Source organism: Acaryochloris marina MBIC11017 (assembly GCF_000018105.1).
Classification (GTDB): Bacteria; Cyanobacteriota; Cyanobacteriia; order Thermosynechococcales; family Thermosynechococcaceae; genus Acaryochloris; species Acaryochloris marina.
In genome coordinates, this window is the sequence record NC_009925.1 from 817,444 (window position 1) to 844,405 (window position 26,962).

General features: G+C 47.7%; 28 protein-coding genes. 11 read left to right on the forward strand and 17 right to left on the reverse strand.

Features of this window, described 5'->3' with window-relative positions; genetic code table 11:
- The first annotated feature begins 34 nt into the window (after positions 1-34).
- From AM1_RS03710 to AM1_RS03720, 3 genes are read left to right on the forward strand one after another with little or no spacing between them, the layout of a single operon-like run.
- A complete protein-coding gene (locus AM1_RS03710) occupies positions 35-2,032 on the forward strand; it encodes a hydroxysqualene dehydroxylase (RefSeq protein WP_012161457.1) in 1,998 nt (665 codons plus the stop codon).
- Positions 2,033-2,072: 40 nt separating this feature from the next.
- Positions 2,073-3,125 (forward strand): polyprenyl synthetase family protein, encoded by a 1,053-nt coding sequence (locus AM1_RS03715; protein ID WP_041658952.1) that lies wholly within the window; start codon positions 2,073-2,075, stop codon positions 3,123-3,125.
- A 38-nt stretch (positions 3,126-3,163) separates the two neighbouring features.
- A complete protein-coding gene (locus AM1_RS03720; RefSeq protein WP_012161459.1) occupies positions 3,164-3,925 on the forward strand; it encodes a hypothetical protein in 762 nt (253 codons plus the stop codon).
- A 122-nt stretch (positions 3,926-4,047) separates the two neighbouring features.
- Here AM1_RS03720 and AM1_RS03725 read toward each other — a convergent pair whose 3' ends face one another.
- Both AM1_RS03725 and AM1_RS03730 read right to left on the reverse strand, forming a co-directional pair.
- Positions 4,048-4,569: a hypothetical protein gene (locus AM1_RS03725; protein ID WP_238549159.1), complete on the reverse strand. Its 522-nt coding sequence runs from the start codon at positions 4,567-4,569 to the stop codon at positions 4,048-4,050.
- A gap of 12 nt (positions 4,570-4,581) precedes the next feature.
- Positions 4,582-4,986, reverse strand: coding sequence for an NIL domain-containing protein (locus tag AM1_RS03730; protein ID WP_041660748.1), 405 nt, complete (start codon positions 4,984-4,986; stop codon positions 4,582-4,584).
- Between the two features lie 129 nt (positions 4,987-5,115).
- Here AM1_RS03730 and AM1_RS03735 point away from each other — a divergent pair, with 129 nt between their 5' ends.
- Positions 5,116-6,606, forward strand: a complete 1,491-nt coding sequence (locus tag AM1_RS03735; RefSeq protein ID WP_012161463.1) for a M16 family metallopeptidase — start codon at positions 5,116-5,118, stop codon at positions 6,604-6,606.
- 58 nt (positions 6,607-6,664) lie between these two features.
- Here AM1_RS03735 and AM1_RS03740 read toward each other — a convergent pair whose 3' ends face one another.
- Positions 6,665-7,006, reverse strand: coding sequence for a hypothetical protein (locus tag AM1_RS03740; RefSeq protein ID WP_012161464.1), 342 nt, complete (start codon positions 7,004-7,006; stop codon positions 6,665-6,667).
- 147 nt (positions 7,007-7,153) lie between these two features.
- Here AM1_RS03740 and AM1_RS03745 point away from each other — a divergent pair, with 147 nt between their 5' ends.
- Positions 7,154-7,597: a thiol-disulfide oxidoreductase DCC family protein gene (locus AM1_RS03745; RefSeq protein ID WP_041658954.1), complete on the forward strand. Its 444-nt coding sequence runs from the start codon at positions 7,154-7,156 to the stop codon at positions 7,595-7,597.
- Between the two features lie 251 nt (positions 7,598-7,848).
- Entirely contained in the window at positions 7,849-8,130 is a 282-nt protein-coding gene (locus AM1_RS03750; protein WP_012161466.1) for a hypothetical protein, read from the forward strand.
- Between the two features lie 148 nt (positions 8,131-8,278).
- Here the strand turns inward: AM1_RS03750 and AM1_RS39635 are convergent.
- The 4 genes from AM1_RS39635 to rsmH all read right to left on the reverse strand — a co-directional run bounded on the left by AM1_RS39635 (position 8,279) and on the right by rsmH (position 12,980).
- Positions 8,279-9,237, reverse strand: a protein-coding gene (locus AM1_RS39635) for an IS630-like element ISAcma27 family transposase (RefSeq protein WP_076611326.1) whose coding sequence is annotated in 2 segments (ribosomal slippage) — positions 8,279-8,839 and positions 8,842-9,237 — 957 coding nt in all. Because the reading frame shifts where the segments join, the coding sequence is not laid out codon by codon here.
- Between the two features lie 278 nt (positions 9,238-9,515).
- On the reverse strand, positions 9,516-11,315 hold the full coding sequence (locus tag AM1_RS03765; RefSeq protein WP_012161469.1) for a peptidoglycan D,D-transpeptidase FtsI family protein: 1,800 nt from the start codon (positions 11,313-11,315) through the stop codon (positions 9,516-9,518).
- Positions 11,316-11,336: 21 nt separating this feature from the next.
- A complete protein-coding gene (locus AM1_RS03770; protein WP_012161470.1) occupies positions 11,337-11,846 on the reverse strand; it encodes a hypothetical protein in 510 nt (169 codons plus the stop codon).
- Positions 11,847-12,083: 237 nt separating this feature from the next.
- Entirely contained in the window at positions 12,084-12,980 is an 897-nt protein-coding gene (gene rsmH, locus AM1_RS03775; protein WP_012161471.1) for a 16S rRNA (cytosine(1402)-N(4))-methyltransferase RsmH, read from the reverse strand.
- Between the two features lie 288 nt (positions 12,981-13,268).
- Here rsmH and AM1_RS43025 point away from each other — a divergent pair, with 288 nt between their 5' ends.
- Positions 13,269-13,358, forward strand: coding sequence for an MscL family protein (locus AM1_RS43025; protein ID WP_238549160.1), 90 nt, complete (start codon positions 13,269-13,271; stop codon positions 13,356-13,358).
- 126 nt (positions 13,359-13,484) lie between these two features.
- Positions 13,485-13,688 carry a hypothetical protein gene (locus tag AM1_RS43030; RefSeq protein ID WP_012161472.1) on the forward strand — a complete coding sequence of 68 codons (204 nt, stop codon included), beginning with the start codon at positions 13,485-13,487 and terminating at the stop codon, positions 13,686-13,688.
- Here the strand turns inward: AM1_RS43030 and AM1_RS03780 are convergent.
- Positions 13,645-14,391, reverse strand: a complete 747-nt coding sequence (locus AM1_RS03780) for a biliverdin-producing heme oxygenase (RefSeq protein ID WP_012161473.1) — start codon at positions 14,389-14,391, stop codon at positions 13,645-13,647. The genes AM1_RS43030 and AM1_RS03780 overlap by 44 nt on opposite strands.
- A gap of 834 nt (positions 14,392-15,225) precedes the next feature.
- Between AM1_RS03780 and AM1_RS03785 the strand changes: the two genes are divergently transcribed.
- Positions 15,226-15,453 carry a DUF2949 domain-containing protein gene (locus AM1_RS03785; protein WP_010479664.1) on the forward strand — a complete coding sequence of 76 codons (228 nt, stop codon included), beginning with the start codon at positions 15,226-15,228 and terminating at the stop codon, positions 15,451-15,453.
- Between the two features lie 42 nt (positions 15,454-15,495).
- On the opposite strand, the gene AM1_RS03790 is transcribed toward AM1_RS03785, so the two are convergent.
- From AM1_RS03790 to AM1_RS03800, 3 genes are read right to left on the reverse strand one after another with little or no spacing between them, the layout of a single operon-like run.
- Positions 15,496-16,650 (reverse strand): pyridoxal-phosphate-dependent aminotransferase family protein, encoded by a 1,155-nt coding sequence (locus tag AM1_RS03790; protein ID WP_012161474.1) that lies wholly within the window; start codon positions 16,648-16,650, stop codon positions 15,496-15,498.
- Between the two features lie 6 nt (positions 16,651-16,656).
- The gene (gene nagA, locus AM1_RS03795) at positions 16,657-17,823 is read right to left on the reverse strand and encodes an N-acetylglucosamine-6-phosphate deacetylase (RefSeq protein WP_012161475.1); all 1,167 of its coding nucleotides are present in this window, start codon (positions 17,821-17,823) and stop codon (positions 16,657-16,659) included.
- A gap of 10 nt (positions 17,824-17,833) precedes the next feature.
- On the reverse strand, positions 17,834-18,097 hold the full coding sequence (locus AM1_RS03800; protein ID WP_010479670.1) for a hypothetical protein: 264 nt from the start codon (positions 18,095-18,097) through the stop codon (positions 17,834-17,836).
- Between the two features lie 204 nt (positions 18,098-18,301).
- Here AM1_RS03800 and purE point away from each other — a divergent pair, with 204 nt between their 5' ends.
- On the forward strand, positions 18,302-18,841 hold the full coding sequence (gene purE, locus AM1_RS03805) for a 5-(carboxyamino)imidazole ribonucleotide mutase (protein WP_012161476.1): 540 nt from the start codon (positions 18,302-18,304) through the stop codon (positions 18,839-18,841).
- A gap of 27 nt (positions 18,842-18,868) precedes the next feature.
- Entirely contained in the window at positions 18,869-20,029 is a 1,161-nt protein-coding gene (gene alr, locus AM1_RS03810; RefSeq protein WP_012161477.1) for an alanine racemase, read from the forward strand.
- Between the two features lie 42 nt (positions 20,030-20,071).
- Here the strand turns inward: alr and AM1_RS03815 are convergent, their stop codons facing one another.
- From AM1_RS03815 to urtA, 6 genes are all read right to left on the reverse strand, one after another.
- Positions 20,072-20,689 carry a glutathione S-transferase family protein gene (locus tag AM1_RS03815; RefSeq protein ID WP_012161478.1) on the reverse strand — a complete coding sequence of 206 codons (618 nt, stop codon included), beginning with the start codon at positions 20,687-20,689 and terminating at the stop codon, positions 20,072-20,074.
- 162 nt (positions 20,690-20,851) lie between these two features.
- Positions 20,852-21,598, reverse strand: coding sequence for an urea ABC transporter ATP-binding subunit UrtE (urtE, locus tag AM1_RS03820; RefSeq protein WP_012161479.1), 747 nt, complete (start codon positions 21,596-21,598; stop codon positions 20,852-20,854).
- Positions 21,591-22,346 (reverse strand): urea ABC transporter ATP-binding protein UrtD, encoded by a 756-nt coding sequence (urtD, locus tag AM1_RS03825; RefSeq protein ID WP_012161480.1) that lies wholly within the window; start codon positions 22,344-22,346, stop codon positions 21,591-21,593. The genes urtE and urtD overlap by 8 nt, the downstream gene beginning before the upstream one ends.
- Positions 22,321-23,499, reverse strand: a complete 1,179-nt coding sequence (gene urtC, locus AM1_RS03830) for an urea ABC transporter permease subunit UrtC (protein ID WP_012161481.1) — start codon at positions 23,497-23,499, stop codon at positions 22,321-22,323. Before urtC ends, urtD begins: the two co-directional genes overlap by 26 nt.
- A gap of 9 nt (positions 23,500-23,508) precedes the next feature.
- The gene (locus tag AM1_RS03835) at positions 23,509-24,669 is read right to left on the reverse strand and encodes an ABC transporter permease subunit (protein WP_012161482.1); all 1,161 of its coding nucleotides are present in this window, start codon (positions 24,667-24,669) and stop codon (positions 23,509-23,511) included.
- A 46-nt stretch (positions 24,670-24,715) separates the two neighbouring features.
- Positions 24,716-26,008 (reverse strand): urea ABC transporter substrate-binding protein, encoded by a 1,293-nt coding sequence (gene urtA, locus AM1_RS03840; RefSeq protein ID WP_012161483.1) that lies wholly within the window; start codon positions 26,006-26,008, stop codon positions 24,716-24,718.
- Between the last annotated feature and the right edge of the window lie 954 nt (positions 26,009-26,962).

The window sequence follows — 26,962 nt, forward strand, 5'->3', positions numbered from 1 at the left end:
TCCCCATCCCCCCTCATAGCAGACAGGAAACATCATGCAAAAGAAGGTTGTGATCCTTGGTGGAGGCGTGGCTGGACTGAGTGCCGCCCATGAGCTGATTGAACGAGGGTTTGCCGTAGACGTATACGAAGCCAAGAAAATTCCTGGAGGAAAGGCCCGCAGTATTCCCGTGCCCAATACCGGAGGCATGGGCCCCAATGGTCCTCGAAAGCCCCTGCCCGGAGAACATGGCTTCCGATTTTTCCCTCGCTTCTACAAACATATTGTTGATACCATGGCGCGGATTCCTTATGGGAAAAACAAAACCGTTGCCGATAATCTGGTCGATACAACGCGAGTTGAAATGGCCCGCTATGGCCAACGTCCCATCGTATTTCCATCCCGTTCTCCTCGCACCTTTGCAGATGTCCAGGAAATCCTCAATGAGTTTCCCACCATTTTTGGGCCAGACTTTGGCGTCTCTCCCGAAGAAATTGCTTTTTTTGGCACCAAAGTCTGGCAAATCGTCACTTCTTGCGAAGAACGGCGCTTAGCGGAATATGAGAAAGAAGACTGGTGGGAGTTTGTAGGGGCAGACCAGCGTTCCCCGGCCTATCAGAAAATTTTTGGTCATGGCATCACCCGTTCCCTGGTCGCGGCAAAGGCTCATCTGGCGAGTACCAAAACCATTGGCGATATTTTTGTCCAGCTTCTGTTTGATTTAGTAGAGCCGGGACCGAGTAGCGATCGCGTTCTCAATGCGCCCACCAACGATGCCTGGATCAACCCTTGGCTGGCCTACTTAATTCGACAAGGGGTGCAATATCATCTGGAGGCCAAGGTCTTAGCCATTGACTGTGTGAATGGACTGATTCAGGGAGCCACGATTGAGCAAGATGGCCAGACTTTTCAGGCTCAAGGGGACTATTACATCGCCGCAGTCCCGATCGAGCGCATGGCGGAGCTGGTGACCGACAGCCTCAAAACGGCGGATCCAGAATTAGGGAAGCTCCATCAGCTCAGCGAAGGCGGGGTGTCCTGGATGAATGGCATTCAGCTTTATTTAACGCAGGATGTGCCCCTGTCCCACGGCCATGCGATTTATGTCGATTCTCCCTGGGCGCTCACCTCTATTTCCCAACGACAGTTTTGGCCAGGGGTTGATTTTAATCAATATGCCGACGGTCGGATTAAAGGCATCATCTCTGTTGATATTTCCGAGTGGGATGAAAAGGGCCTCAATGGCAAAACTGCCAAGGAATGCACGCGGGAGGAAGTTAAAAATGAGGTGTGGGCGCAACTCAAAAAGAGCATCAATATCCACGGCCAGGAAATTCTCAAGGATGAATATTTAGACCATTGGTTTTTGGATCCGGCGATTTACCTGGTCGAGGGGGAAGGAGATACCAATGAAGAACCGCTGCTGGTCAATTTAATTAATACTTGGGTGAAACGCCCAGACGCGGTGACGGATATTCCCAATCTATTTCTTGCGTCCGATTATGTTCGCACCTATACGGATCTGGCGACCATGGAAGGGGCCAATGAAGCGGCTCGCCGCGCTGTCAACGGCATTATTGAGTCGGCCAACATGGATGCCCCTCCATGCAAGATCTGGAAGCTGCATGAGCAAGAAATTTTTGAACCCTGGCGAGTGATCGATCGCATTCGGTTTCACCAGGGCTTACCCTGGGATGACAGTTTGGTGCGATGGGGATTATCGGCTCTCAAGTTAGCCCACCAAGGTGGCCGAATTCTGGAGCAGTTGCTCGGGGTCACCATTGATCAGCCCCTGGAAAAATTAGGTAACCCCCTCTATGCGGTCGGCACCCAAGGCTTTGACAATGTTGAACTGCGGCAAGAGCTGATGGAGGTGGTGCAAAAGTCAGTGCTAGATATTGTGGTGCGGATGGCGGAGTCCCAAACGATGCCTGAAACCATCCCTAGCTTGGCTACACTCCAAACATTATCCGAACAGCACCACCCCTCTTTTGTTCAGTCCTCTAAACAGCCCCCTCAGCGTTCCGGAAAAGTCCGCATTATTCCTGAGTGATGACGAGTCTCCTCCCCTATCCGCTAGCTAGAGGTGTCTGGTGTCCCTAGCTGCCCTTACCCCTCCGGATCTAGAGACCCTTCAGGTCCATCTCGGTCATTACCGAGAGGTGACGTTGGCCGCGTTGTTGGCTGTGATTCCCACGGGCGAACCCCAACAGTATCTGTATGAGCCGATCAAAAGACACCTCTCCCATATGGGGAAGGGCTTGCGTCCCGCCTTATGTATGGCGACCTGTCAGGCCTTTGGGGGGACTGAAGAACAGTCCCTCAAATCAGCCGTTGCCTTAGAAATGATTCACAATGCTTTCCTAGTCCATGATGACGTGGAAGATAACAGTGAATGCCGCCATCGCATGCCCACCCTGCAGGCAGAGCAGGGGGTGCCCATCGCGGTTAATATTGGCGATGCCATGAATGCCTTAAGCCTGAGATTGGTCCGGGAAAATATTCCCATGCTGGGTCATCAACTGACCCAACGGATCTATGAAGAGTTTGAGCATTTAATGTTGAAATCCTTAGAGGGGCAAGCCTCAGAACTAGGGTGGGTAAGGGACAACCGCTGTGATATCACCGAAGCGGATTACCTACAGATGATTTTGAATAAGACCTGTTGGTATAGCTTTATGCATCCCTGCCGGATTGGGGGTCTGATTGCCTCTAAAGACACCCTGGACCTGGACCGCTTTAATAAGTTTGGATACTTTATGGGGGCGGCCTTTCAGATTCAAGATGATGTGCTGAATTTGGTGGGGGATTCCCACCAGTATGGCAAAGAAATTGGCGGTGATATTTGGGAAGGTAAGCGAACGTTGATGTTAGTGCACCTATTTAAACAAGGCACCCCATCAGAGCGGGATGTGCTCCAAGCCTTTATGGCAAAACCTCGGGGAGAACGGTCTGAAGAGGAGGTGAGCTGGGTGATTCAACGCATGCAAGATTACGGCAGTATTGACTATGCGATCGCAGTCGCCCATCAGTTTGCCGAAGCAGCCTTAGAAGAATTCTCGGTGGCCTATCAGGATACGCCCAACTCTGGGGAAAAAGCGTTTATCCCCAAATTGATTCACTATATGATTAGCCGTAATCTATAGGACCACTGGTTTTGAGTCGCAAGTAGAGGACAGTCAAGATGAAACACTATCGACGTAAACCCCTCCAGCTCATCGATCAAGGGCTACCCGAATCGGTCACTGGCCTTCTGGAACAGGTTGAAACACTTCCATCTACGGTGTCTGAAGCGGGAGGGTTAGCTGCTGAGCCCAAAGCGCTCACAGATCCGGTTGCTCAGGTTATCCAGCCCATGGCCGGTGAAACAATACCCACCCCTGAAGCTCTCGTACAGCAAGCAGCCACTATTCTTGATAACGATCTATCAACTCCCCTCGAATCTGCTCAGACCGTAGCCTCTCCCCTAGACCTAGGAACGACGACTCCTCCTAGACCCAATAGCTATTCTGTTCCAGGCTTAGTGGACGAAATGCATGGATTTGTCAATGAGTTGGCTAATCTACTCTCCCTCAAATCAAATTTGCCGGGTAGCGTATCAGAATCAGCACCATCGAGCGAGGCAGGTGTTCCTCTACTGCAGCCTGCATACCCCAGCCACGCGGGAGAGACAGTTCAGATCTCATTTAAGGTTCACAATGATCGATCAGAATCCACTCAAACCAAAGTTTTTTGTACGGATTTGCACAGTTGCCAAGGCGATCTAATTGCTCAGGATGCAATATCTATTACCCCCAATCCCCTCAGTCTTGCACCCGACGCAACAGAGTCCATTCATATTTCCATTCAACTCCCCCAGAATCTTCCTAAAGGCGAGTATTCAGGGATTTTAATGGCAACGGAATTGTCTTACCTAAAAGCGATGATTTCGGTAGTAGTGACTTAACCAATGTCGTCTCTTTAAGGGAAGGTGAGGGTCAGTGTTAAAGTTCTTCCGATTAGGATTCAGCATATTTTGGTTGTAATCACTGAATTGACCTACATGGGGACGAATTCCCCATCTATTAATTACAGGTCCATATCCAGGATAGTGTGCATCGTCCCGCACTGAAGACATTTTCCTACAAAGACAGCATGGCAAAAATAGTCTTGAATGGGTAAATCAGGCTCATCTTCAAGAAGTTCGTCACAGGCGTCCCAATAATTTAATTGCAATAAAACATGAAACCAATCATGGTCGCAATCACTGCATAAATAGACCTTTGGCAGCCCTGAACCGCGAAATTTAGCGGATGCATTCATCTCACCGTGATAGCCATGTATTTGACTATCGAAAACACAAATTTCGGGGCCATTGAACCATTTAAGATAAAGCGGGCTGATAAAGCTGGAGTCATCTCTGCAATTGGGATTGTAGTCTACCAGTGGATGGCCCAAAACCTGTACCTCTAAAGCGCTATCTAGTGGTGATGTCAATGTAAATGCCGTAGCGATGGCATCGTTGGGGCTGAATGGGGGAATTGAAATGGCTTTAACCTGCTCAAGACAGCGCGGTAACTCTATTTTGAGAAGAGATTCAAGGTCAACCATGCTCAATGCCTACTAAAAATTGGTAGAGATTGCTTGAACCGGACAAGTAGGGACACATTGCTCACAGACAATGCAGCGCGATCGGGTAAAATTCAGCAAAAAAGATTTAGGGTCAAGGGTGAGGGCCTGAGTGGGGCAGATGCCCGTACATAAACCGCAGTGAACGCAGCTATCTTCATCGATCAGAATTTCGCGATTCGATGAAGACACATCAATATTTTGGGAAATCATCCAATCGATAGCCGCATCAAGCTGATCAATATCACCCGCCAATTCCACCACCAACTTACCAATTTGGTTTGGGGCCACCTGGGCACGAATTATGTTTGCCGCTACATTGAAATCTTTTGCCAATCGATAGGTAACTGGAACCGGAACGGCTCGTCGAGGGAACGTAAGAGTAACGCGCTTTTTCACGGGCCAGACAACGGTAGGGGCACTTTTAATTGTAAAGCAGGTCAAAAGGATATAAATTCCCCCCTCGCCTCGTAAAAGTTTAGGCTAATCTGTTAGAGATGAGCTGTTCATAGGAAAAGCACGTTAACCATGCCCAACGCCCACCGCAACCGATTTCTAAGTAAAACCCTACAGCGGTTAATTGCCTTCGCGGTCATTCCCCTCTTGCTAGTCATCGGTTCGATTCGTCCGGGTACAGCAGCCACAGCTAAACACTATACAGACTTAGAATTTCCACCCCTCCCTGAAGTAACCATCCCAGAATATAGTCGGTTCCAACTGGATAACGGTTTGACTGTTTACTTGATGGAAAATCATGAACTGCCTTTGGTCAACGGCATTGCTCGCATGCGGACGGGGTCACGGCTGGAGCCTGCCGATAAAGTCGGCTTAGCGGATATCGTTGGCACCGTGATGCGGTCGGGCGGTACCAAAACACATCCCTCTGATCAGCTCAACCAAATGCTAGAGCAACGGGCGGCCTCTGTAGAAACTGGGATTAGTACCGCTTCCGGCAGTGCCTCCTTCGCGGCCTTGAGTGAAGACTTAGATACCGTCTTTGGCTTATTTGCGGAAGTCATTCGCGAACCGGCGTTCGAAGAGGACAAGCTCGTTTTAGCCAAGACTCAGCGTCGAGGAAACATTGCCCGTCGGAATGATGACCCCGATGACATTACAGGCCGAGAATTTAAAAAACTGATTTATGGGGGAGACAGCCCCTATGCGCGCACCCAGGAATATCAAACCCTCGACAATATCACTCAAGCCGATGTTGAATCCTTTTACCAACAAAACTTCCACCCCAACTGCATGATTTTGGGCATTGTGGGAGATTTCGATTCTGCCGCTATGACTCAGCGGATCAAACAGGAATTTGGCGATTGGCCCGCAATACCCGAGCGGGATGAAGCACCACCTGCACCGGGAGCAGAGCAAATCAAAGCTGGGGAGACATTTATCGTTGATCAGCCTCAACTCTCCCAAAGCAATATCCAAATTGGTCATTTGGGAGGGAAGTTTGATAGCCCTGATATTTTCTCCTTACTAGTGATGAATGAAGCCCTCAACAGCTTTGGGGGACGGTTGTTTAACGAAGTACGATCTCGCCAGGGATTAGCCTACTCTGTCTATGCAGTATGGAGTGCCCGTTACGATTATCCAGGGCTATTTATTTCTGGCGGGCAGACGCGTTCAGAAGCAACCGTGCCATTTATCAATGCGGTGTTGGGTGAACTGAAAAAGGTCCGTGAAGCGCCCTTATCGGCGGATGAACTTCAACAGGCCAAGGATTCAATTCTCAACTCTTTTGTCTTTAACTTTCAGGATCCCGGCCAAACCTTGTCTCGTTTAATGCGATATGAGTACTTTGGTTATCCCGATGATTTTATCTTCCAATATCAGCGGGCAGTCAAAACCATGACGGCTGAAAAAGTTCAGGCTGCAGCGAAGAAATATCTGCAGCCTGACCAGATTGTCACTTTAGTCGTGGGGAACCGCTCAGCAATTCAACCCCCATTAGAAGACTTAGGAAAAACGGTGACCCCAGTTGATATCACAATTCCTCAACCCGTGTCTTCCTAATTTGCTAAGGATTTAGCCTAAACATAAATTTCGAGAGAGATTATGTTTAGGCTAACCGTTAATTTTCAGCAGCAGATTCTGCTTCGCTATCTTCAGCATCGGATGAGTCCGTTTCGGTTGCATCGGTTGCTTCAGCTACAGCTTCTTTACCTTCTGGGGCGGTTTCTGCCTCCTCAGGGACCTCTACAGGTTCAGGCTCTGCTACCTTGGCGGATGGCTTGGGGCCTCTCATCAAAGCTAGGGGAACAGCAGGCTTTTTCCTGTCTCTATCTTTGTTGTTTCGACCTTTTCCTCGTCCACCTTTACGGCCCTTCTGGTTACGGTTTTTGTCATCGCCTGTTTGGCCTTCAGCCTGGGCACGCTTTTCTAATTCAGACTTTTTAATCGGTCGCTCAGCCATTGTTCAACTAGCTATAGATGTAACTTGCAGATCCTACCTCGAAAGCTGCCGTTCCTGCTAAAGGATATGTCTAAGCCCCACAAGACAGCCCTATGCTAACGCCCAATCGGCCATGTTAGATTCAAAATAGATTCTTTGAGCAACAGCATGGCGACACCGCAACTTTCAAATCAGACGGCCAGCCAACCGACCGCCACTCAGCAGCCCATCGTGTTTTTTGATGGGGAATGTGTGATGTGTAATGGCTTTGTTGACCTCTTACTGAAGGTTGATCCTTTGGGAACTATCCTGATTGCTCCTTTACAAGGTCAAACAGCAAGACAGTATTTGCCCCCATTGCCCTTAGATCGGGAAGCCTGGTCTATTTACTATCAGGATGAGAGAGGACTTTACAATCAGTCCGATGCCTTTATCCAAGTCTGCAAACGTCTGGGTGGAGTTTGGTCTATCTTTACAGCCATTGGGTTAATTCCGCGACCGATTCGCGATCTCATCTATCGTCTCATTGCTCGCAATCGCTATCGACTGTTTGGACGACGAGACACCTGCCGAGTGCCCAATAAATCCGAGCAGGCTCGGTTTCTTCCCTAAGTGCCTCTTTCTGCTCACTCCCCCCAAACGTAAGAAATCACTCTTGCTGAAGGTTGGCTTCTCTGTGGTTCAAAAAATATAGTTTTATCGATAGAAAAGCTATCCCTATTTCCCATCGATTGGGGTAAAAACAACACCTTAATTTTTCTGAATGACTCCTGAATTAAACTGTATTTTTTCTGACTGACGGTTCAACGATAGTAAGGACAAGTTAAACAACTTGATTCTTTTACTAAATGAGGTTCTGAATAATGTCTACTATCCTAAACACTCCCGCTAAAGTTGTCCTCAGCGCTGGGCTATTCTCTCTCGTGTTGATGACATCTACTGCACAGCAGGGCATGAGTAAAACAACGGAACTCCAGCACCCTTTAATCACAACCAGTACACCTGCTTCAACTCGGCTGGAACATCTCTCCAAGGCAAGTGATGAGTCTTATGCTGAGTCAGAGAAACTCGAACGTGATGCTCTACATGAGACTCACTCTTTAACGAAGATTGAAGGTCAAAAAATAGCTTTCTACTGGTGGTAAGTAGCCAAGCCTTAAAAATTGTCTGTACGTAAAGGCTCATGAAGCAGCGAGCCGTGATGGGAATCTCAACCGTTTTGCTTCATAGTTTCCCGCTTACGCTCTAGCCTTCACGCCATCCATCACCGCATAGGCTAAATCCAGCTCATGCTCAAACATTTGCCCCCTCAATTGGTGCGCTTTGAGCTGGTGCCACTCTGTTTCTCGGATTCATCTGTGAACAGTATTTGGGCAGAAAGAACAAATAGAGCCCTTGGGTTTGCCACTGTGTCCATTTTTGCTTCGCTTTGTTGCAAGTATGACTAGAGCCATTGTCTTGAACGATGACCCGAATTCGTCCAGTTTTATCCAGTTGTTGTTGGGCCTGGCATGCTTGTTCATCCATTATTTTGATGTAACGGTCGGCATTAAAACTGCCGACAACTAGCCCATAAACAAAGGTCGTCAACGGTTGGAGAAGCCCCAAAATACTGATACGTCTTCCCTTACGTTTAGTCTGTTCCATCCGCTTTTGCTCTCCCTTGAAGAAATAGCTATATTCCACGGGCATCCATAGGCAAAAACCAGACTCATCCAGGTAATACAACTCAATCTCTCCACTCGCTGCTGCCCACTGCAACATCTCTAAATCAGCGAGTTTGATAGCTTTCTTAACAGGGTCTTGCTTATTGCGGTGACTATGACGAGTTCGTTTCCAGATCACCCCCTTTTTTTGAGAATCTGCCTAATGCGGTCTGCACTTAAGTGAACGTTACGCTCCTTCGCCAGTTTCTGGGACAGTTGTTGGCTATTGTAGGTGCGTTCTTCCTGACGCAAACAGGTTTCAAGATACTCGATATCCTCGGGGTTCCAACGTCGCTGAGCACCCGGATGTGGTGCATCCCATAGCCCTCCTAATCCCTTCTGTTGCCAGCGATGAAGGGTTTGGCGAACGGTCCGAACATTACACTGGAATAGGGCTGCAATTTTCTCTACATACATCCCCTGATGACTCAATCGAATCATTGCGGCTCGATCTTTGACCCGTTGGGGGACTGTTGTTGCTGTCCTCAGTTCAAATAAGGTCTGTTCTTCTGAGCTATTCAATAAAGTACGTAATCGGGCACCCATCCTCACAATCTCCTAAACGATAGTGTGGGTAGATTCATTCAACTTCATCTAATTGAGCTTTTCAAGGCTGGGCTACTTATCGTCGTATTCGTCGGTGGTTTTAATATCGTCAATACATTATTGATTGAGCTCCCTATTTTTAGGATCAGAGACTTTAAAGGGCTCTGGTAACAACCTTCCCACTTAATGAGAAGGTTGTTATTTTGCTTTATGTACCTTGTTTAAGCGCCACCTTGAACTGGAGAGAGAAGCTAGCAAGGGCGATTTGCTTAGGTTCTTTAACGAGATGGTTTTGGTTTTGCCTTCAATTCTGCAGGATGACTGGGAGGAATGCCCTTAACGCTAATCAAAGTTTCCAACACTGACTTCACAACCGGAGCGGCAACTGTTGAGCCATAAGCATTGCCCCCCTGCGGTTCATCCACTACGGCCAACACCACATATTTAGGAGACTCCAAAGGAAATGAGGCGACAAAGCTGGTAATGCGGGCATTGCTGTAGGTACCACTATCTGCTTTTTGGGCTGTTCCTGTTTTACCCCCTAAGCGATAGCCGGGAATTTTGGCGGGTTTACCCGTGCCGTTTTGGACAACGCTGCCCATCATAGTCCGAACTTTGGCGGCTGTATTTTTCGAAAAGATGCGTCGGGGTTGAATTAGGTTTAATCCCTTGGTTTTCTTGCCAGCAGGGTTATACAGACCATCGACCACATGGGGAGTTACTAACTCGCCCCCATTAGCGATCGCGGCATGGAGCTGCGCCATTTGTAGAGGCGTTACCGAAAATCCTTGGCCGAAAGCTGCGGTTGCTGCTTCAATGGGATAGTCTAAAAACTGCTGCTTATCCTTAAACTGGCCAGGGGTTTCAAAGGGAAGATCAGTACCCGTAATTTGGCCAATCCCAATTTTTTTCAGGTAATTGTAGTAAGCCGATCGATCCATCCGCTGCATGACATGAACCATGCCCACGTTGCTGGAATATTCCAAGATGCCAGTAATGGAAAGGTTGCCGTGACCTGAGTTGTCGGCATTATTAATTGGCCAGCCCCCTACGGTAATTTGACCGCCATCATGGAAAACACTGTCGGCTTTGATGGCATTGGATTCTAATGCGATCGCAATATTGATCGGCTTAAAGGTCGACCCTGGCTCATAGAGATCCGAAATGGCCCAGTTTTTAAACAGCTCGGTATTCGCTTCAAAATAACGCTGGGGATTAAAGGAGGGTTCCGAGGCCAAAGCCTTAAGGGAGCCATCCTCAACATCCATCACAATAACGGTGCCTCGCTTAGCGCGAAACTCTGCCATCTTTTTATGCAGAGCCTGTCGAGCTGACCGCTGGAGTCGGGTATCTAGGGTTAGTTTCAGAGTCAGGTCATTGGCATTCAGGGACTCTAAGGGAAATCGATCCGGTAAAAGCTTGCCCTGGCCATCCCTCGCTACCAGTAAGGGAATCGGATCTCCCTTTAAGAGAGGCTGCTGGCTATATTCAATGCCAGACTGTCCTTGATTTTCGGTGTTGACATACCCAACCAGCCCCGAAGTTAGTTCCGATTGGGGATAAACCCGTTGCCATTCCCGAGTAATTTCTAATCCATCTAAATAGAGATTGTTGATTTTTTCCGCTTCGGTTTCCGACAAGCGATACCCAATTGGAATCCCACTTTCTCCAGTTTTGAATAGCTCCATCAGAGAATCGGAAGAGCGGTCAAGGACCGGAGCTAGAGCCTGCGCGATTTCATCTGGCTGTTTTTGGAATAAAAAGGGATGGGCAAATAGACGAAAGACCGGTTCATCCTTAGCCAGTAGATTCCCCTGGCTATCGACAATCGGATAACGAAAGGTACGTTCAGGCAGACTACCTAGCTGCTGATTTTGGGCTTTTGTTCGGAGAAACGGGGCCGCACTGACTTGCAAATAGACTAAACGGGCTAACAAGCCCACAATGCCTCCAAATACCACCAACCAAACAAGAAATAAGCGTAATCGCTGATTTGGAACTCGATGGGGCTGCTTCGTTTGGATTCGAGCCTTGATTGCGGCCCGACGATCTTGAATGGGGTGAGAGGGAGTGGGCATAAACTTGCAAAGAAGTTGGACTTAATAACCAATCGGAGCAACATCAATATGGGTGATGCCATTTCCCTGAGAAGGCGCAGGCTGAGCCGGACGCGCCGGGGCTGGCTTAAAAAACACGGTCGTCTTAGAACTTTTAGGGACAAAGCCCGCTGGATTATTTTCTAAGTTTTCAGAAATTTGGAATTTGCGCTCTTCATTGCGGGTGATCCAATCACGCTGATCACGCTGCAGTTCCTCTAGTTTGGTATATTGATCCCCCCACGATTGTTGCGTATTGACTCGCCAAGCATAGAGGGGCAAAATTCCCAGGACTGTCACCATCAAAATTGGGGTTGACAGCTTTCGAAACACCATCAATAGTATGAGCCAATTGGGAAATTGGGGTGAACGGGAATCAATGAGATCCAAGGGCTGTTCTTGCCGAGACAAAGTCCTCGTTTTTCGTCGTCCCTGAGGGGGATGGGAGCGGGCTGAAGAGCCAGCCTTTTTCGATCGAACAGGGACAACTTTAGATCGGCTAGCGACGGCCATACTCAACTCCTCAAGCCCAGGAAATCACCCGGTAATGGGTTCGGAAACTTTGTTTTATAGCAATTTTCAGTGGTTACCACATGCATTATAAATGCATAAATTCATAATTGTTTCCAGAATACTTATCTTTTGTTCATAGTTTGCATCAAGTTGCTGCTTCCCTATAAATAGAGCGCTTCGTTTATCCTTTGCAAACACTAAACAGGATAGTTGCAAAACCAGGCGTCATTATATCCGTTACGATTCAGCTTCATCTGCCAAAGGAACCCGTTCAGCAAACCGTAGCTTAGCGGAGCGAGAGCGGCTGTTTTCTCTTTTCTCTTGTTCAGAGGCAACAATCGGTTTTTTGGTGACCACCTGCAGTAGAGAATTCTGACGGAAGTGAATTTTAACAATTCGATCTTCCAGACTATGAAAACTAATGATGCCAATTCTGCCCCCTGGTTTGAGCCAGGTAGGCGCAATCTCAATAAATTTTTCAAGGACCTGCAATTCCTGATTAACGGCAATTCGCAGGGCTTGAAAGACTCGGGTTGCTGGATGAATTCGGCGGCGACGCCCTTTGGCAGCAGGCAGGGAAGACGCCACCACCCGGGCTAAATCAGAGGTTGTACGCAGGGGACGTTTGGAGACAATTTTGCGGGCAATGCGTCGAGAAAACCGTTCTTCACCATAGTGATAGAAGATGTCGGCTAAATCCCGTTCTGAATAGGTGTTGATGACATCGGCAGCGGTCAACCCTTGACTCTGATCCATGCGCATATCTAGATCTGCGTCGTAGCGGAAACTAAAACCCCGCTCAGGTCGATCCAGTTGGGCTGAACTCACTCCTAAATCCGCGATAATGCCGTCAAACCGAAGTTCACCGGGGTGATAGGTGGAGAAATTTCCTTGCCAAAACTGGATGCGATCGCAAGCATCATGCAACTTAGCTCGAGCGGCCTCTAAAGCCTGAATATCTTGATCAAGGGCGATCACCTGAGTCTGGGGATATTGGGACAAGATCAAGGCACTATGGCCGCCTCCGCCTACGGTGGCATCCAAATATAAGCCCTGCTCCTGCAGCATCAGTCCTGCCATCAGTTCATGGCTTAAGACGGAAATGTGGTTAAAGGCCCCAGGGTCTGGTGTCATATACTCCCTTGAGTTGAACAAGGTACTGTTCTTAGATCTAACCTAAACTTCCAGATTGTACCTGGCTCCTGGCCCAGGAAATAAACTCAACACAAAGCTGACGATTTGACTGTTTAGCTAAATCAGACAAGATTAAGGGCAGAAGACAAAAAATCTGCTAAAAGAATATTGCAGTCTTAAGTAAAACTGTTTAGAGTCATCCCCTACATAAAGGGGATACTAATAAATATGACAGGTAGATAGAGAGCAAAAGCGGGTGGATTCCTCAAGAACTTTGGCGACTTCCTTATGCAAGGGACTGTCGTAGACCTAGCGGTTGTCGTCGTTATTGATGGAGCCTTTGGCAAGATTATCGGTTCTTTAAGTTTAAGGATATGATTACCCCAGATCTGTTAAATCCTGCCATGAAAAAAAGCGGGGTAGATGAGTTATCTAAGTTGTCGATGAACGGCATAAAATAGGGTTCATTTCTCGCCACAGTGCTGAACTTTATCGTGATTGCCTTTGTTATCTTTGCTGTTGATCCGGTCCTTTGAACAAACCCGGAAGAAGATGCAGCGCAAGCAAGAAATGGCAGAAGGAATGACGCCAGATCCTGTTCTTGAGGCAAACGAGCGCTTGATCGCTTCCATCGATCAGCTTAATCAAACCCTGAGGGACGCAGTTAATCCTGGGGCTGCAGTGCAGTGGGGTCTCCCAACTCTGTAGACCACGGAGTCTGCCGATTTCTACGAGAGCGGGTCAGATGACTAAAGATCATCTGACCAATGGCTTGAATCAAGTTACCTTCTACTTCTTTGAACAATTCCATATTGAGCTTAAAAGCCAGGTTAGCTTCATCAACAATGCGGGTGATGGTGGCTTCATCTAGATGCAAGCTATCCAAAGACTGTCGATAGGTGGCCTTGAAGGTTTTGGGGGTCTGGATATCGTCAAATTCATAAAAAGCGATGCCTTGGCCTTGAGGTAAACTCATACCTCTTTGGGCAAGCTTCTTGAGCAGTTGTCCTCCGGAAAGGTCTCCAAGATACCGTGTATAGCTATGGGCAACTAGCAGGATTGGATCTGCGATCGCAATATCATTAATTCTGTCAACATAACGCTGGGTGGCATCGGAAGGGGTAATTGCCGTTTGCCACTGAGGTCCCCAATAATAACTGAGATCTGTCGCTAAACTCTGCTGGCGATATAGCTCTGGAAAATAAAGTTGACTTAAAAGTGGATGATTTTGATGCTGAGTCAGCTGCTCTTCTAGGGCAGTATAGACAAAGTAAAAATTTCCCAATAGTTGGCGATAAGACGTTTTCTCAACCACTCCTTTGAGAAAACATTGGATGAAATCCGCATTTTCTGCCAAAGAATGAGATTGTTTCGTCCCTTCTCGTAGCCGGGTCGCCAACTTACCACTCATCAATTTGCAGCCTCTACACGAATCATCATTGGAGTTGGATAAGCAGTGTGAGGCGAAAAGAAATCGCCTTTACCGGTTAAGCTTACACAAAATTATGAACTTATTTTGCCCCACAGATGACATTAACTAGACAATTCCATCGTCGGATTCCGGATGCTCATCACCCATTGATTTTTTCTAAGACCCTTTCTAAGCCTCAGATTTATTGAGCTAAACCATACTTCTATAACCCTTAGTGGGACAGGTTTACCAAGCCTACCCTTTAAGTGTATTTACTTAGCCATCTGACCTACATCTTTAAGTTTCTAGGAACTTTATAAAAATAAATATTGAAGTTGGATCAATCTTTAAAGATTGTGTTACACTCTTATCCCAATACGACTGGAAATACTTACTGAAATTTCAACTACTGATTGGTAGTTTGCAGTAATTCTTTTCCTAGGGTCCGGGGGAAGCCTAATTGTCGATTGAAAGTTTTTTTGTGTTGCGTTTGATCGGCTTTTCGCAATTTTTTCTGCAATGTTTAGCTAGTGCAGCGCAAGTTATCTGGTTTGCTCTTAGAGCCTCATATCAACCATTCCAATAGCTTCTTTCTTTAGAGGCTTTTGCGATGATATCGCATAGGCAAAGCTCTTTTTTGGTTGTAATTCAATTAATGTCAGTTGATTTTAGTTACACCACGATTTGGTTAAGAGTCCTAGAAGGTTCTTGGTAGTGAAATAGGTCAAAAACTATCTCTACTATCACCTTTTTGGTTTAAGTCCGTAGGATTCTTTTTAATACGCTTTAATACTCTCCTCTCATAGGTAAAACTCGGTTTCTTAGTTAGTAACAATGGCAGTATCTCGGTTTACAAAAGATTTTTCTGGCTTGAAATCAGCATCGCAGAAGCGATTGCTGACTTTTCTGCAGGAAGAGCTAGCATTGCCGAGCGACTCTATTGGTCTCGCCCTTCGCCACCTTGAGCAAGATCCAGGACCGTTGCCGATTGTGCTCTGGCAATATGGTTTGATTACTTTGGATCAACTCAATCAAATTTATGACTGGCTGGAAACAACATAATTTGCAAATTTAAGGGATTTGAAACATAGGGTTAGGCAAATCCTAACTCCCTTTGAAGATGCGGTGAGCAGCCTCCACACCTGCCCCAACCTGAAATGGATAGTCTAAATCTTTTAAGGCTGCTTCTATAGCGGCAATGGTAGTAACGATACTGCGATCGCAAACATAACCCAAGTGGCCGATGCGGACAAGCTTACCTCGCATATGATCTTGCCCTGCAGCAATCACCACCCCGTATTGCTGCTGTAGTTTGAATCGAAGGGTTTCTGGCGCCACCTGATCAGGGGCAATGGCAGTAACAGCGGGGCTAGCTACATAATGATCCGGTACAAATAAAGGCAGGTCCAGGGCGTGCAGAGCGGCTCGGGTTGCCTGCATCAACCGCTGCTGATGGGCAAACATAGCGGAAAGCCCTTCTGCCTTCATCAGGGTTAAACTCATCTGCAAAGCAAAGAATAAATTGACCGGTGGGGTAAACGGGGTCGTATTCGTCGCTGCATCCGTGCGGCATTTCCCTAGGTCAAAATAAAACCGAGGGAACCGAGCCGTTTCATAAGCCTGCCACGCTTTAGGGCTGACGCAAACAAACCCCAGTCCCGGCGGCATTCGATACCCTTTTTGGGATGCAGAGACCACCACATCCAGACCCCATTCGTCGACGGGAACGGGACAAATTCCCAAACTGGTGACTGCATCGATAATGCTAAGAGCTTGACCATGGGCTTTGATATGACGGCTAATGGTTTCAAGATCGTTCAGAACCCCGGTGGAGGTCTCGCTGTGGGTGACAATCACTGCTTTGATTTGCTTATCCAGATCCGCCTCTAAATGCTGCCGAAACCGTTTTGGATCCAAAGCCTTTCCCCAAGGGGCCGTAATCCGTTCAGTTATCAGGCCAAATTGTTCACAAACCAGCGTCCAGCGATCGCCAAACTTACCATTGCATCCCACCAATACCCGATCACCTGGGCTCAGAAAATTAATGATGCCAGCCTCCATGGCTCCGGTACCGCTGCTGGCTAGTATCAACACCTCATTTTGGGTTTGGTGAAGCCATTTTAAATGGACCGTAATATCAGCCATCAAATCCCGAAAATCCTGGCTACGATGGCTGATGGGCTGTCTAGCCGAAGCAAACAATACGGGTTCAGGCACTGGAGTGGGACCCGGAATCATCAGCAACAAGGGATTTTCCATAAGGCATTAAGCATCTTCAGAGGGAAACAGGCGCTGCCACTTCAGGGTTTGGGTCTGAGGATGGTGACGCCAACGCAGCAAACAGCAAGCCGGTTGTTCTGGACCCAGACCGGGTAGCCCTAAAGCCCGTCGCGGCGCTTCTGTCCCTAAGGCAATGGCACGCTCCACAGAACAAAGGTTCCAGCGGACTAGATTCTGCACCCCAGCCAATAGGGACAAGGTGGTTCCGGACAAAGTGCCATCAGGGAGCCGAGCAGTCCCTGCCACTACTTCAATCTGGCGAGAGTCCCAAGGGTAAACGCCATCCGGTAACCCGAGGGGGGCGAGGGCATCACTCACGAGAAATAGGCCCTTCTCAGGGCTAGCCTGAAGCATTAGCTTGAGCATCAATGGGTCAACATGCTGACCATCGGCAATAAAACCACACCAAACTTGGTGGTGCATCAATGCTGCTGCCAATAGTCCGGGTTGACGATGGTTCAAGCTCGGCATGGCATTAAAGGCATGGGTCACCATAGAAGCACCCTGCTCAAAGGCCGCCTCTGCTTCTGCTGCCGTGGCCTGGGAATGGCCGAGACTAACGATAATATTGTGGGAACGCAACCAGGCGACCGCTTCCCCAGATGGCTCTAACTCTGGCGCTAAGGTGATGACCCGAACCCTATCTATGTAGGGCCCCATGACCGCTTGTAGGGTTTCAATACTCAAAGGCTGCAGATATTCCTGGGGATGGGCACCTCGTTTAGTGGCATTCAAACAGGGGCCTTCCAAATGGGCACCTAAAATTTGTGCTTGGCCTTTACCATTTTGTGAACGCTGAGTAGACAGGGTAGCCAAGGCTTGCTGAAACTTTTCAATGGACGTCGTCACCAACGTTGGCAAGAAACCGTCAACACCCTGCTGCCACAAAAACTGGCAAATCTCCTGTAGTTTTGCTTGGTCAGTATGTGTCAAATCGGGAAAGGCTTGGCCTAACGCGCCATTGATCTGCAAATCAATGCCTCCTAGGGACAGCCAATCGCCTGCTAAATCAATTGCTTGCGGGGCGGGCGTTAGGGACAAAGCATCCATGGGTTGAATCGTCTGAATCACCCCATCTTGGATACCTACTTCCTGCAATTTTGAGTAGCCGATGATCCGAGCATTCTCTAGCCGGATGGGTAAAGTGCTCATGGCCTTGACACTAGCTAGCTGAGACCTCTTCTTTTGGCTCTACGGGCGTCAGTTCAATGTGATTCAGCAGGGTCGTCACAAAGGCAAACAGCAGAAAAGGTAATGACAAGACCAAAATTAATCCCCCGGTTAAAAAGGCATACATGGGGTTCTGGTATAGGGCAACGGAGGAAGCTAACGCAATGAAAATCACAATCAACCAAATAATCACCTGGGCATAGATGTCGCCAAAGGTGAGGGTGCAGGAAAAACGGTACCCTTGTAACGGATTCATCGAAGCGTCCTCAAAAAGAATTAGAATTTCTCAATGTTGCAGGTTGTCTGGAAGGCTGATGATCAAGAAACATGCCGTTTGCCAGAAGTGATCAAATTTTAGACAAATCCAGATCAAACGTGAGGTTTTTAATTAAAAAACAAGACTTGCTGTTCGTCTTCTCATTTTAACGTTGTCCCTGTTTTGCAAAGGAAAGAAGATCCCTTGAGCCATCCTGAAGTTGCCATCATTATGGGCAGTGATTCTGATTTACCGACGATGCAAGCTGCGATCGCAGTCTGCGAAGACTTCAAAGTCACGCCCCATGTGGAAATCATTTCCGCCCATCGAACCCCTCAACGGATGGTGGAATTTGCCCAACAGGCCCACCAACAGGGCATAAAAGTGATCATTGCCGGTGCCGGAGGAGCGGCTCATCTACCGGGGATGGTGGCAGCCCTATCTCCATTACCCGTGATTGGTGTCCCCGTGGCCAGTCGCCACTTAAAAGGATTGGATTCCCTATACTCCATTGTCCAAATGCCGGGGGGCATTCCCGTGGCCACCGTTGCCATTGGCAATGCCAAAAATGCGGGTCTCTTGGCCATTCAAATATTGGCTGCTCAGCGCCCAGAACTCCAAGAGCAGGTCATTGCCTATCGTCGCTCCCTCTCAGAAATGGTTCAAGACAAACAGGAACAATTAGCGACGGTCGGTTATCAACAATACCTCAAGGACTATCAAGCTGCCTCCTCTGCAGGCTAAGATTCGAACAGTGTGCCGGATTCAGGAATGGTAAAGCATGCATCCCCTGGGACATTGGCTTGTGAACGCGCTTGGGTCAATATCGATCTTAAAGCGCTCGAAAACAATGTTCGCCAAATCAAGCAACAATTGTTGCCCCAAACCGCACTTATGGCTGTGGTCAAAGCCGATGGCTATGGCCATGGTGCCGTTACGGTTGCCCAAACCGCCTTGGCGAATGGAGCGACTTGGCTGGGGGTTGCCACCATCCTGGAAGGGATTGAACTCCGCCAAGCCGATATCAATGCGCCGATATTAATCCTCGGGGCCACCCATACTGTTCAAGAAATTGAGGCGATTGTTCGCTGGCAACTGCAGCCTACCCTCTGTAGTCCAGAACAAGCCCTCATCTTTTCTCGCCATTTACAACATCCATTACCCATTCACCTCAAAGTGGATACGGGCATGTCTCGATTGGGGCCCATTTGGCAGCAGGGAGCCACCTTCATTGAATTTGTCTCCCGCCTACCGAACCTTAAAATTGCCAGTATCTATTCCCATCTCGCCACGGCCGATGATGCAGACTCTAGCTTTATGCTGCAGCAGCAAAGTCGGTTGCAGGATGTTTTAAGCCGCATCCAAGCTCAAGATATCCCTTTACCTAAACTGCACCTAGCCAACTCAGCCGGAACCTTAGTCGGCCCTCAATTTCATTACGACTTAGTTCGAGTGGGGCTAGCACTTTACGGACTTTATCCGGCTCCCCACTTCCAGCAAGCAATTGCCCTGCAGCCAGTAATGCAAGTGAAGGCTCGAATCACCCAAATCAAAACCCTACCCGCAGGATCGGGGGTGAGCTATAACCATACCTTCACGACTGAGCAGCCCCTCACTGTCGCAGTCGTTGGCATCGGCTATGCAGATGGGGTCCCCCGGTCCTTGTCTAACCAGATGAATGTGATTATTCGAGGACGGTTGGCCCCTCAAATCGGTGCTATTACCATGGACCAACTGATGGTGGATGTCAGCGATGTTCCCAACTTGCAGGTGGGAGAAGTGGTCACCATCTTAGGCCAGGATGGTAAGGCTTCAATCTCAGCAGAAACCTGGGCAGACGCTCTGGGTACCATTTCTTACGAGATTGTCTGCGGGTTCAAGCATCGGCTTCCTCGCATCTTAGTCAATAGCGATGTTCCTCAGCGACTTTGAACACTAGCTGATAGTCAACCTGGAATACCCTGGGCTTCTAATCTAAGGTGCAAACTGATCCATCGTCACATGTTTAGGATGTTGGGAAACACGCCGTAACCATTTGCGAACATTCGTATAAGGCTTAAGGGAGAACCCTCCTTCTGAAGCCACATGGGTATAGGCATATAAGGAGATATCGGCAATAGAATATTGAGTGTTCACAAAAAAATCTTGTTTCTCTAAATGACTCTCCATAACGTCCAACGCGGCATATCCCCAGACTCTCCGAGCCTCCAAATCAGCCTGCCGATCCGGGGGAGACCCTAAATAGCGAATGATATAACGAGATGTCGCAATATAAGGCTCGTGACTATATTGCTCAAAAAACTGCCACTGCAACACTTGGGCCTGGGCAAAGGGCTCTGCTGGCAAAAAAGATGAGTCTTTAGCTAAGTAATGGAGAATCGCATTCGATTCAAACAACCATCGCCCGTCTGGAAGCCCCAATACAGGCACACGACCATTGGGATTCCGTTCTAAAAAATCATTGGTCCGGCTTTCGCCTTTCAGGATATCAATATGAATCCAGTCATGCTCTATCTCTAGTAGAGACAAAAGTAGCTTGACCTTATAGCAGTTACCAGAATAGATATCGCCGTATACTTTGAATTTGCTCATCACTATATCCGGACGTATAGAACCATATGACAGCGTAAAGTGCTTATCATTTGGTCTCGGATTGCAATTCTAGCGTTTTATTCGCTTATCTCCCTAAAATCATGTTTATGGGTAAGATAGCATTTGTCTCAAACAGTACGGCCTAGTCTAGGCACAAGGGGATCAAACAGCTAAAAACTCTTGAATCACTTGATTACTCAGCTCATCAGTTGCCCCAGATGCAACAATCCCCCCCTTTTGCATAGCGTAATACCAATCCGCCTGACGGACAAAATGGAGATGTTGTTCAACCAAAAGCACAGAGACACCTGTGGTTTCAACAATTCGACGCACAGCAGCTTCAATTTCAAGGATAATCGACGGCTGAATGCCTTCCGTCGGTTCATCTAAAACCAATAGACGTGGCTCGCCAACTAATGCTCTAGCAATGGCTAACTGTTGCTGCTGACCACCACTCAGGTCTCCTCCCATCCGCCCCAGCATACTGGCTAAGACTGGAAAAAGTTGCAACACTTGATCAGGGATGGCTGAGCTGTTTTTGCGACCTTGAGGTCGGGCTTCTAACCCCAAAATTAGATTTTCTTGCACCGTCAGGCTAGGAATAATTTCTCGGCCTTGGGGAACATACCCAATCCCTAATCGTGCTCGTTGATCGGGGGTTTTATTGAGTAACGGGAGACCATCCAACGCAATATTGCCTGTTCGGGGAGACAGTAAACCTAAAACCGTTTTGAGCAAGGTCGTTTTACCAACGCCATTGCGACCAATCAGGCAGACCATTTTGCCCGGGCCTACACTCATATCCACATTGCGAAGAATATGGCTTTCGCCGTAGTAGACATTGAGGTTCGAAATATCTAGGAGAGGCTGGGGGGTTCGATTTGGGGACGAGTCCATTTGATTAACCATCGTCTTCCTCCGGCTGTCCCAAATAAACTTCTATCACTTGGGGATTATTCTGCACTTCATCCATGGTGCCTTCACATAAGACAGAACCTTGATGCAATACCGTGACTTGTCGGGCAATCTGGCGGACAAATTCCATGTCATGCTCGATCACAATGATCGAATGACTTTCAGCCAGGGTGATCAATAAACTGCCCACATTTTCTGTTTCCTCATCCGTTAAACCGGCAACGGGTTCATCCACTAACAGCAAATCCGGGGATTGGGCCACAAGCATGCCAATTTCTAGCCGTTGTTTTTCACCATGGGACAGGAGTGCAGCCGGAATATCCGCTTTGGTTGTCAGTCCGATGGTTTCAAGTAAACCAGCGACGGTGCGACGTTCTGTTCCAGAAGGGCGTCCCATCAAAGTCGCCAAGACATTTTTATGGCGATTGCAGGATAAATCTAAATTTTCGCGGGGGGTAAGTTGTAGATAGACCCGCGGCGTTTGAAACTTACGACCAATCCCCAATCGAGAGATGTTGTGTTCGGATCTGGAACGAAGATTTTTACCTTTGAATAGTGCTCTCCCGGTCGTGGGTTGAACCTTACCCGTAATCACATCCAGAAAGGTGGTTTTGCCAGCGCCATTGGGACCAATAATGACCCGCAGCTCTCCGGTGTCCATGCTGAAGTTGAGCTGGTTCAGGGCTTTAAACCCTTCAAAACTGACGGTTAAATTTTCAATTTCTAAGATTTTGTCGCTCATAGTCTACTTCCGGATCTTCAGCCAAACTAGGGTAGGTCATGATTCGCCGCGGTCGACCCAGTACAGAGCGGAGCAGTTCCTGTCCTTCGTTGCGCAGCCAACCGACAAATCCACCGGGGAGGACGGTAACAACCACCAAGAACAAAGCCCCCTGGAAAAACAGCCAAATTTCGGGGAACTGCTCACTCAAAAGACTTTTGGCAAAATTAACGGCCAATGCCCCAAAAATGGCACCGACTAAACTGGCTCTACCCCCAACGGCAACCCAAATGACCATCTCAATGGAAAAGGCGATATCCATCGTCTTGGGAGAGATAATCCCTGATTGGACGGTATAGAGTGCGCCAGCAATTCCGGCAAGTCCTGCTGATACGGCAAAGACCAGAACCTTGAAACCCGTTGGATCGTAACCTGAAAATCTCACCCGACTTTCGTCATCCCGAATCGCAATCAATAATCGGCCCAGCCGACCACTGGTCAACCATCGACAGAGTAAGTAGGCCAAGACTAAGAAAATAACGGTGAGGGTGTAGAAAACAGACTGGGCTTGGTCTGATCCTGCATAGACTCCAAATATTTTCGTAGTATCAGTTTTAAGGCCATTCGTGCCGTTAATCAGCTTCTGTTGGCTATTGAAAAAGTTAAAGAACACAATCAGAGACGCTTGGGTCAGGATCGAGAAGTACACTCCTCGAATGCGATTGCGAAACACTAAGTAGCCGAGTAGGGCAGCAATTGAAGCCGGAATCAACACAATGGCTGCCAGGGTAAAGGGTAGGGAGTGAAAGGGTTGCCAAAACCCGGGGAGCTTGTCTACCCCAAATAAGGTAAAAAACTCTGGGAGCTGACCTTCCGGGAGTTGGAGCTGTAGAAACATGCCTAGGGCATATCCTCCTAAGGAGAAAAAGATACCGTGGCCGAGGCTAAGCATGCCAGTGTAGCCCCAGATCAGATCAATACCCAAAGCCACAATCGCTAAGGACATAAAGCGGCCCAGCATATTGATGCGGAATTCCTGGCCGATGGCGGTGAGTAGTAGGGGCGCACCAAATTGGATAAAGAGCGCGATCGCAACCACGATCACCCCTTCGATCAATAAAGAGCGTCGGCGCATGGCAAATGAGGACTTGACGGGAGAAGAATCTGTAATCATATGCTGCTTTTAAGCATCTACCATGCGTCCTTTTTGAGGGAATATGCCAGCAGGTCGGAATTGCAAGAACGTGACAATCAGTGCAAAGACCAGCACTTTCGCCATACTAGCGTTGGCGAAGAACTCAAAAACACTAGCCAGCTGAGGAAACCAGGCTACTAGCGGACTGAGGGCATTAGCACCAATCATATAATTGGCGATGCCAATCGCCATTGCCGCGACAATGCTGCCGACCAGCTTGCCTACCCCTCCAACAACGACAACCATAAAGGTGTCCACAATATAATTCTGACCGGTATTAGGGCCAACGGAGCCTAATAAACTCACGGCACAGCCCGCAACCCCTGCTAAGCCTGACCCCAATGCAAAAGTGAGGGCGTCCACTCGCTTGGTGGGAATGCCTAAACAAGCGCTCATACTCCGATTTTGGGTCACTGCTCGAATCCGCAATCCCCAAGCCGAGCGTTGTAAAAACATATACATGCCAATGATGCAAACAATCGTCAACACCAGGATAAACAGGCGAACATAAGGCAATTGATAGGTGCCTAGCTTGATCCCCTTTCGTAGCCAACCTGGCGCAGTGACATCGACATTTTGGGCACCAAACCAAGGTTTGGTGGCTGCTAGCTGATAGGTTTGTCCCAACATGCTACCGGCTGTCCAGGCGATCCCCGCAGAAAGAGGGATTAAAACAGTCCGTGCCCAACCCTTAATTTTCTCAACATTTGGCATTCGGGAAATAAGGGTCATTGCCCCAAAGTAAAGGATGCAAAACACACCTATCCCTAGCACCATCACCCAGCTCACACTCCGCACAAACTGTCGCAGAATTAAGCTGACGCCCCAGGTCGCTAGGAGTGTCTCTAGGGGCCTGCCATAGAGATGGCGAATCACTCCTTTTTCAAGAATGAGCCCCAACAACGCGGTGACGAAAAAAGCGCAGATCAATGCCACAAAAATGTAGGCACCGAACCAGGGTTGACCGAAGGATTTAAAGGCATTCTGGACCACGAAGGTTGTATAGGCACCAATCATCATCAACTCCCCATGGGCCATGTTGATCACACCCATTAGGCCAAAAACAATGGCAAGGCCCAATGCTGCTAACAGCAACACTGAGCCTATGCTGATGCCATCAAACAAACCGTCCAATAACGAAGTGAGCAAAGCATCTCCTTATGGTGACAGGGTTGTTGATAACGTTAGGCGAGGTTTAGATCTTGTATTTCTCGCCTTTATTGGGATCAGACCAATCACAGGCATATCCCTTGGTATCTTTCACAAACTGGTTCCAGGCAATCGGTTCCACAGGACCATCGGTGGAATTAACAATTTCAAAGAGACCATCCTCTCCAATCTTGCCAATTCTCACAGTCTTGGAAATATGGTGATTGCCCGCAACCTTAACCGGACCATTTGGTGCTGCAAATTCCTGACCAATGGCAGCAGCTCTTACTTTTTCTAGGTCATCAGCAGTGCCTGCCTGTTCAACAGCCTGCTTCCACAGATAGACCATGATGTAAGACGCTTCCATGGGATCGTTCACAACCCGATCTTCACCATATTCTTTTTTGAAGGCTTCGACGAACTTCTTGCTTTCAGGGGAATCAACGGTTTGGAAGTAGTTCCAAGCTGCATAATGATCTTTGAGATACTCAACGCCGATAGCCTTCACCTCTTCTTCCGCAATACTCACGGACATGGAGGGGTATTTATCGGGGCCTAAGCCCTTCCCTTGGAGTTGCTTAAAGAAGGCAACGTTGGTATCACCATTTAGGCTGTTGTAAATGACACCACCCTCCGGTAAAGCCGCTTGAATTTTGGCAATCACAGGGGTGACATCAGTACTACCTAACTGAATATATTCTTCACCCACATGCTTACCGCCCTTCGCTTCTAGCTGGGCCTTAATGATGGTATTAGCGGTACGAGGGAAGACGTAGTCTGAGCCCACCAAGAAGAATGGCTTATCCTTGTACTCCTCCAGCAGCCAATCGACAGAAGGCTCAATTTGCTGGTTCGGAGCTGCACCTGTGTAGAAAATATTCTTAGAGCACTCTTGGCCTTCATACTGAACGGGGTACCAAAGCATATGGTCTTTGGATTCAAAGACAGGTTTGACGGCTTTTCGACTAGCAGAGGTCCAACATCCGAAGACGGTCACAACTTTGTCTTGCTCAATCAGCTTCTTGGCTTTTTCCGAAAACTTATCCCAATCAGACTGGCCATCTTCAACGATGGCCTCGATCTGTTTCCCAAGGACGCCACCAGCTTCATTAATTTCCTTAATAGCTAGTTTTTCAGCGTCAACCACACTTTTTTCACTAATCGCCATGGTTCCACTTAAAGAGTGGAGAATCCCTACTTTGATGGTGTCACCAGAAGCACTACCACTATCAGTGCTACCACCTTCTTGACTACCTGGTGTACAGGCTTTGAGCAGCACGCTCCCTGAAGCGACGGAACCCATGATTAGGAATTCGCGCCGACCAAATCCTCTGGCCATAAACCGATTCACTCCTCAACACAAAGTAACTTAATAATTACAGACATGCTTTCAAAAAATAAATTGCTTACATAACATGTCTAGGTGGACAATTTTTTTTCAATCTCCGAAGAAACAGTTTCGGTCTTCCCCCTAATATCAGTTGCTTTGACCTTTGACTGGCACAATACAAATGACTGCTGATTTTGATCAACATTACCTTTATCTGGAAAAGTCTAGGGATTTATCTTGCCAGAAAAATGTTATCTCTGATACAGAAAATCAGTTGTCCACCCTATTTATTGAGCTACACTTACCCCTGATTCCTTGCTCTACAAAGGCTACAGGGATTTATTGACTTTATTAACAAAAGCTTAAGTTCCAATGTTTTTCCTAGGGTTAAAACGACTGAAACCTGCCCCCTTGGGCACCACTACTAAACATAATTTCTATTAACACTGGCTGAAAGCCTAATTTAGTTATTTTTTCAGAGAAATTTCCCATTTACAGGATGCTCACATACATTTATTAATTTCTAAGTTTGGCTAAGCCCTTCTCTCTGACAGATTTGTGTCCAGCATCAATACTATAAAAGTTTACCTACCTCTCTCTGCTTAAGCTAATAATTGAGAGCGCCTTTCATTGCTCTATGTCGTACTAATTTTGATTTCAAAGATTCCCTGGAACAATATGTTCTCAGCTAAGATCTCAAAAAATTCTTGATAAGGCCTACGAAAAGATGCAGAAGACAAATGGATTTGGGACTATATCACTCAAATCCTGTAAAAACTACTGCCAAAGTTATCTTGTTTAAGACTCCTGGCATCCTCTAAGTAGGAACTGTTTTTAGTTAGAGAAAGTTACAAGTTTAATTATTTCTGAATTTGTATTGAATTTTACAAAATAAGCACCCACCATAACGTAGTTATATCTGGGGGACTTAGATTAAGGATCTTCTAATGCTGCCTTCATCTA

Bases quoted from the DNA above. Each gene is read 5' to 3' on its own strand.
- urtD (WP_012161480.1), bottom strand. From the start codon at position 22,346: ATGAGCGACAAAATCTTAGAAATTGAAAATTTAACCGTCAGTTTTGAA.
- urtC (WP_012161481.1), bottom strand. From the start codon at position 23,499: ATGATTACAGATTCTTCTCCCGTCAAGTCCTCATTTGCCATGCGCCGA.
- alr (WP_012161477.1), top strand. From the start codon at position 18,869: ATGGTAAAGCATGCATCCCCTGGGACATTGGCTTGTGAACGCGCTTGG.
- AM1_RS03815 (WP_012161478.1), bottom strand. From the start codon at position 20,689: ATGAGCAAATTCAAAGTATACGGCGATATCTATTCTGGTAACTGCTAT.
- AM1_RS03745 (WP_041658954.1), top strand. From the start codon at position 7,154: ATGGCGACACCGCAACTTTCAAATCAGACGGCCAGCCAACCGACCGCC.
- urtA (WP_012161483.1), bottom strand. From the start codon at position 26,008: ATGGCCAGAGGATTTGGTCGGCGCGAATTCCTAATCATGGGTTCCGTC.
- urtE (WP_012161479.1), bottom strand. From the start codon at position 21,598: ATGGTTAATCAAATGGACTCGTCCCCAAATCGAACCCCCCAGCCTCTC.
- AM1_RS03735 (WP_012161463.1), top strand. From the start codon at position 5,116: ATGCCCAACGCCCACCGCAACCGATTTCTAAGTAAAACCCTACAGCGG.
- AM1_RS43025 (WP_238549160.1), top strand. From the start codon at position 13,269: ATGCAAGGGACTGTCGTAGACCTAGCGGTTGTCGTCGTTATTGATGGA.
- AM1_RS03710 (WP_012161457.1), top strand. From the start codon at position 35: ATGCAAAAGAAGGTTGTGATCCTTGGTGGAGGCGTGGCTGGACTGAGT.
- AM1_RS03785 (WP_010479664.1), top strand. From the start codon at position 15,226: ATGGCAGTATCTCGGTTTACAAAAGATTTTTCTGGCTTGAAATCAGCA.
- AM1_RS03770 (WP_012161470.1), bottom strand. From the start codon at position 11,846: ATGGCCGTCGCTAGCCGATCTAAAGTTGTCCCTGTTCGATCGAAAAAG.
- AM1_RS03800 (WP_010479670.1), bottom strand. From the start codon at position 18,097: ATGAATCCGTTACAAGGGTACCGTTTTTCCTGCACCCTCACCTTTGGC.
- nagA (WP_012161475.1), bottom strand. From the start codon at position 17,823: ATGAGCACTTTACCCATCCGGCTAGAGAATGCTCGGATCATCGGCTAC.
- AM1_RS03790 (WP_012161474.1), bottom strand. From the start codon at position 16,650: ATGGAAAATCCCTTGTTGCTGATGATTCCGGGTCCCACTCCAGTGCCT.
- rsmH (WP_012161471.1), bottom strand. From the start codon at position 12,980: ATGACACCAGACCCTGGGGCCTTTAACCACATTTCCGTCTTAAGCCAT.
- AM1_RS03780 (WP_012161473.1), bottom strand. From the start codon at position 14,391: ATGAGTGGTAAGTTGGCGACCCGGCTACGAGAAGGGACGAAACAATCT.
- AM1_RS03725 (WP_238549159.1), bottom strand. From the start codon at position 4,569: ATGGTTGACCTTGAATCTCTTCTCAAAATAGAGTTACCGCGCTGTCTT.
- AM1_RS03740 (WP_012161464.1), bottom strand. From the start codon at position 7,006: ATGGCTGAGCGACCGATTAAAAAGTCTGAATTAGAAAAGCGTGCCCAG.
- AM1_RS03720 (WP_012161459.1), top strand. From the start codon at position 3,164: ATGAAACACTATCGACGTAAACCCCTCCAGCTCATCGATCAAGGGCTA.
- AM1_RS03765 (WP_012161469.1), bottom strand. From the start codon at position 11,315: ATGCCCACTCCCTCTCACCCCATTCAAGATCGTCGGGCCGCAATCAAG.
- AM1_RS03750 (WP_012161466.1), top strand. From the start codon at position 7,849: ATGTCTACTATCCTAAACACTCCCGCTAAAGTTGTCCTCAGCGCTGGG.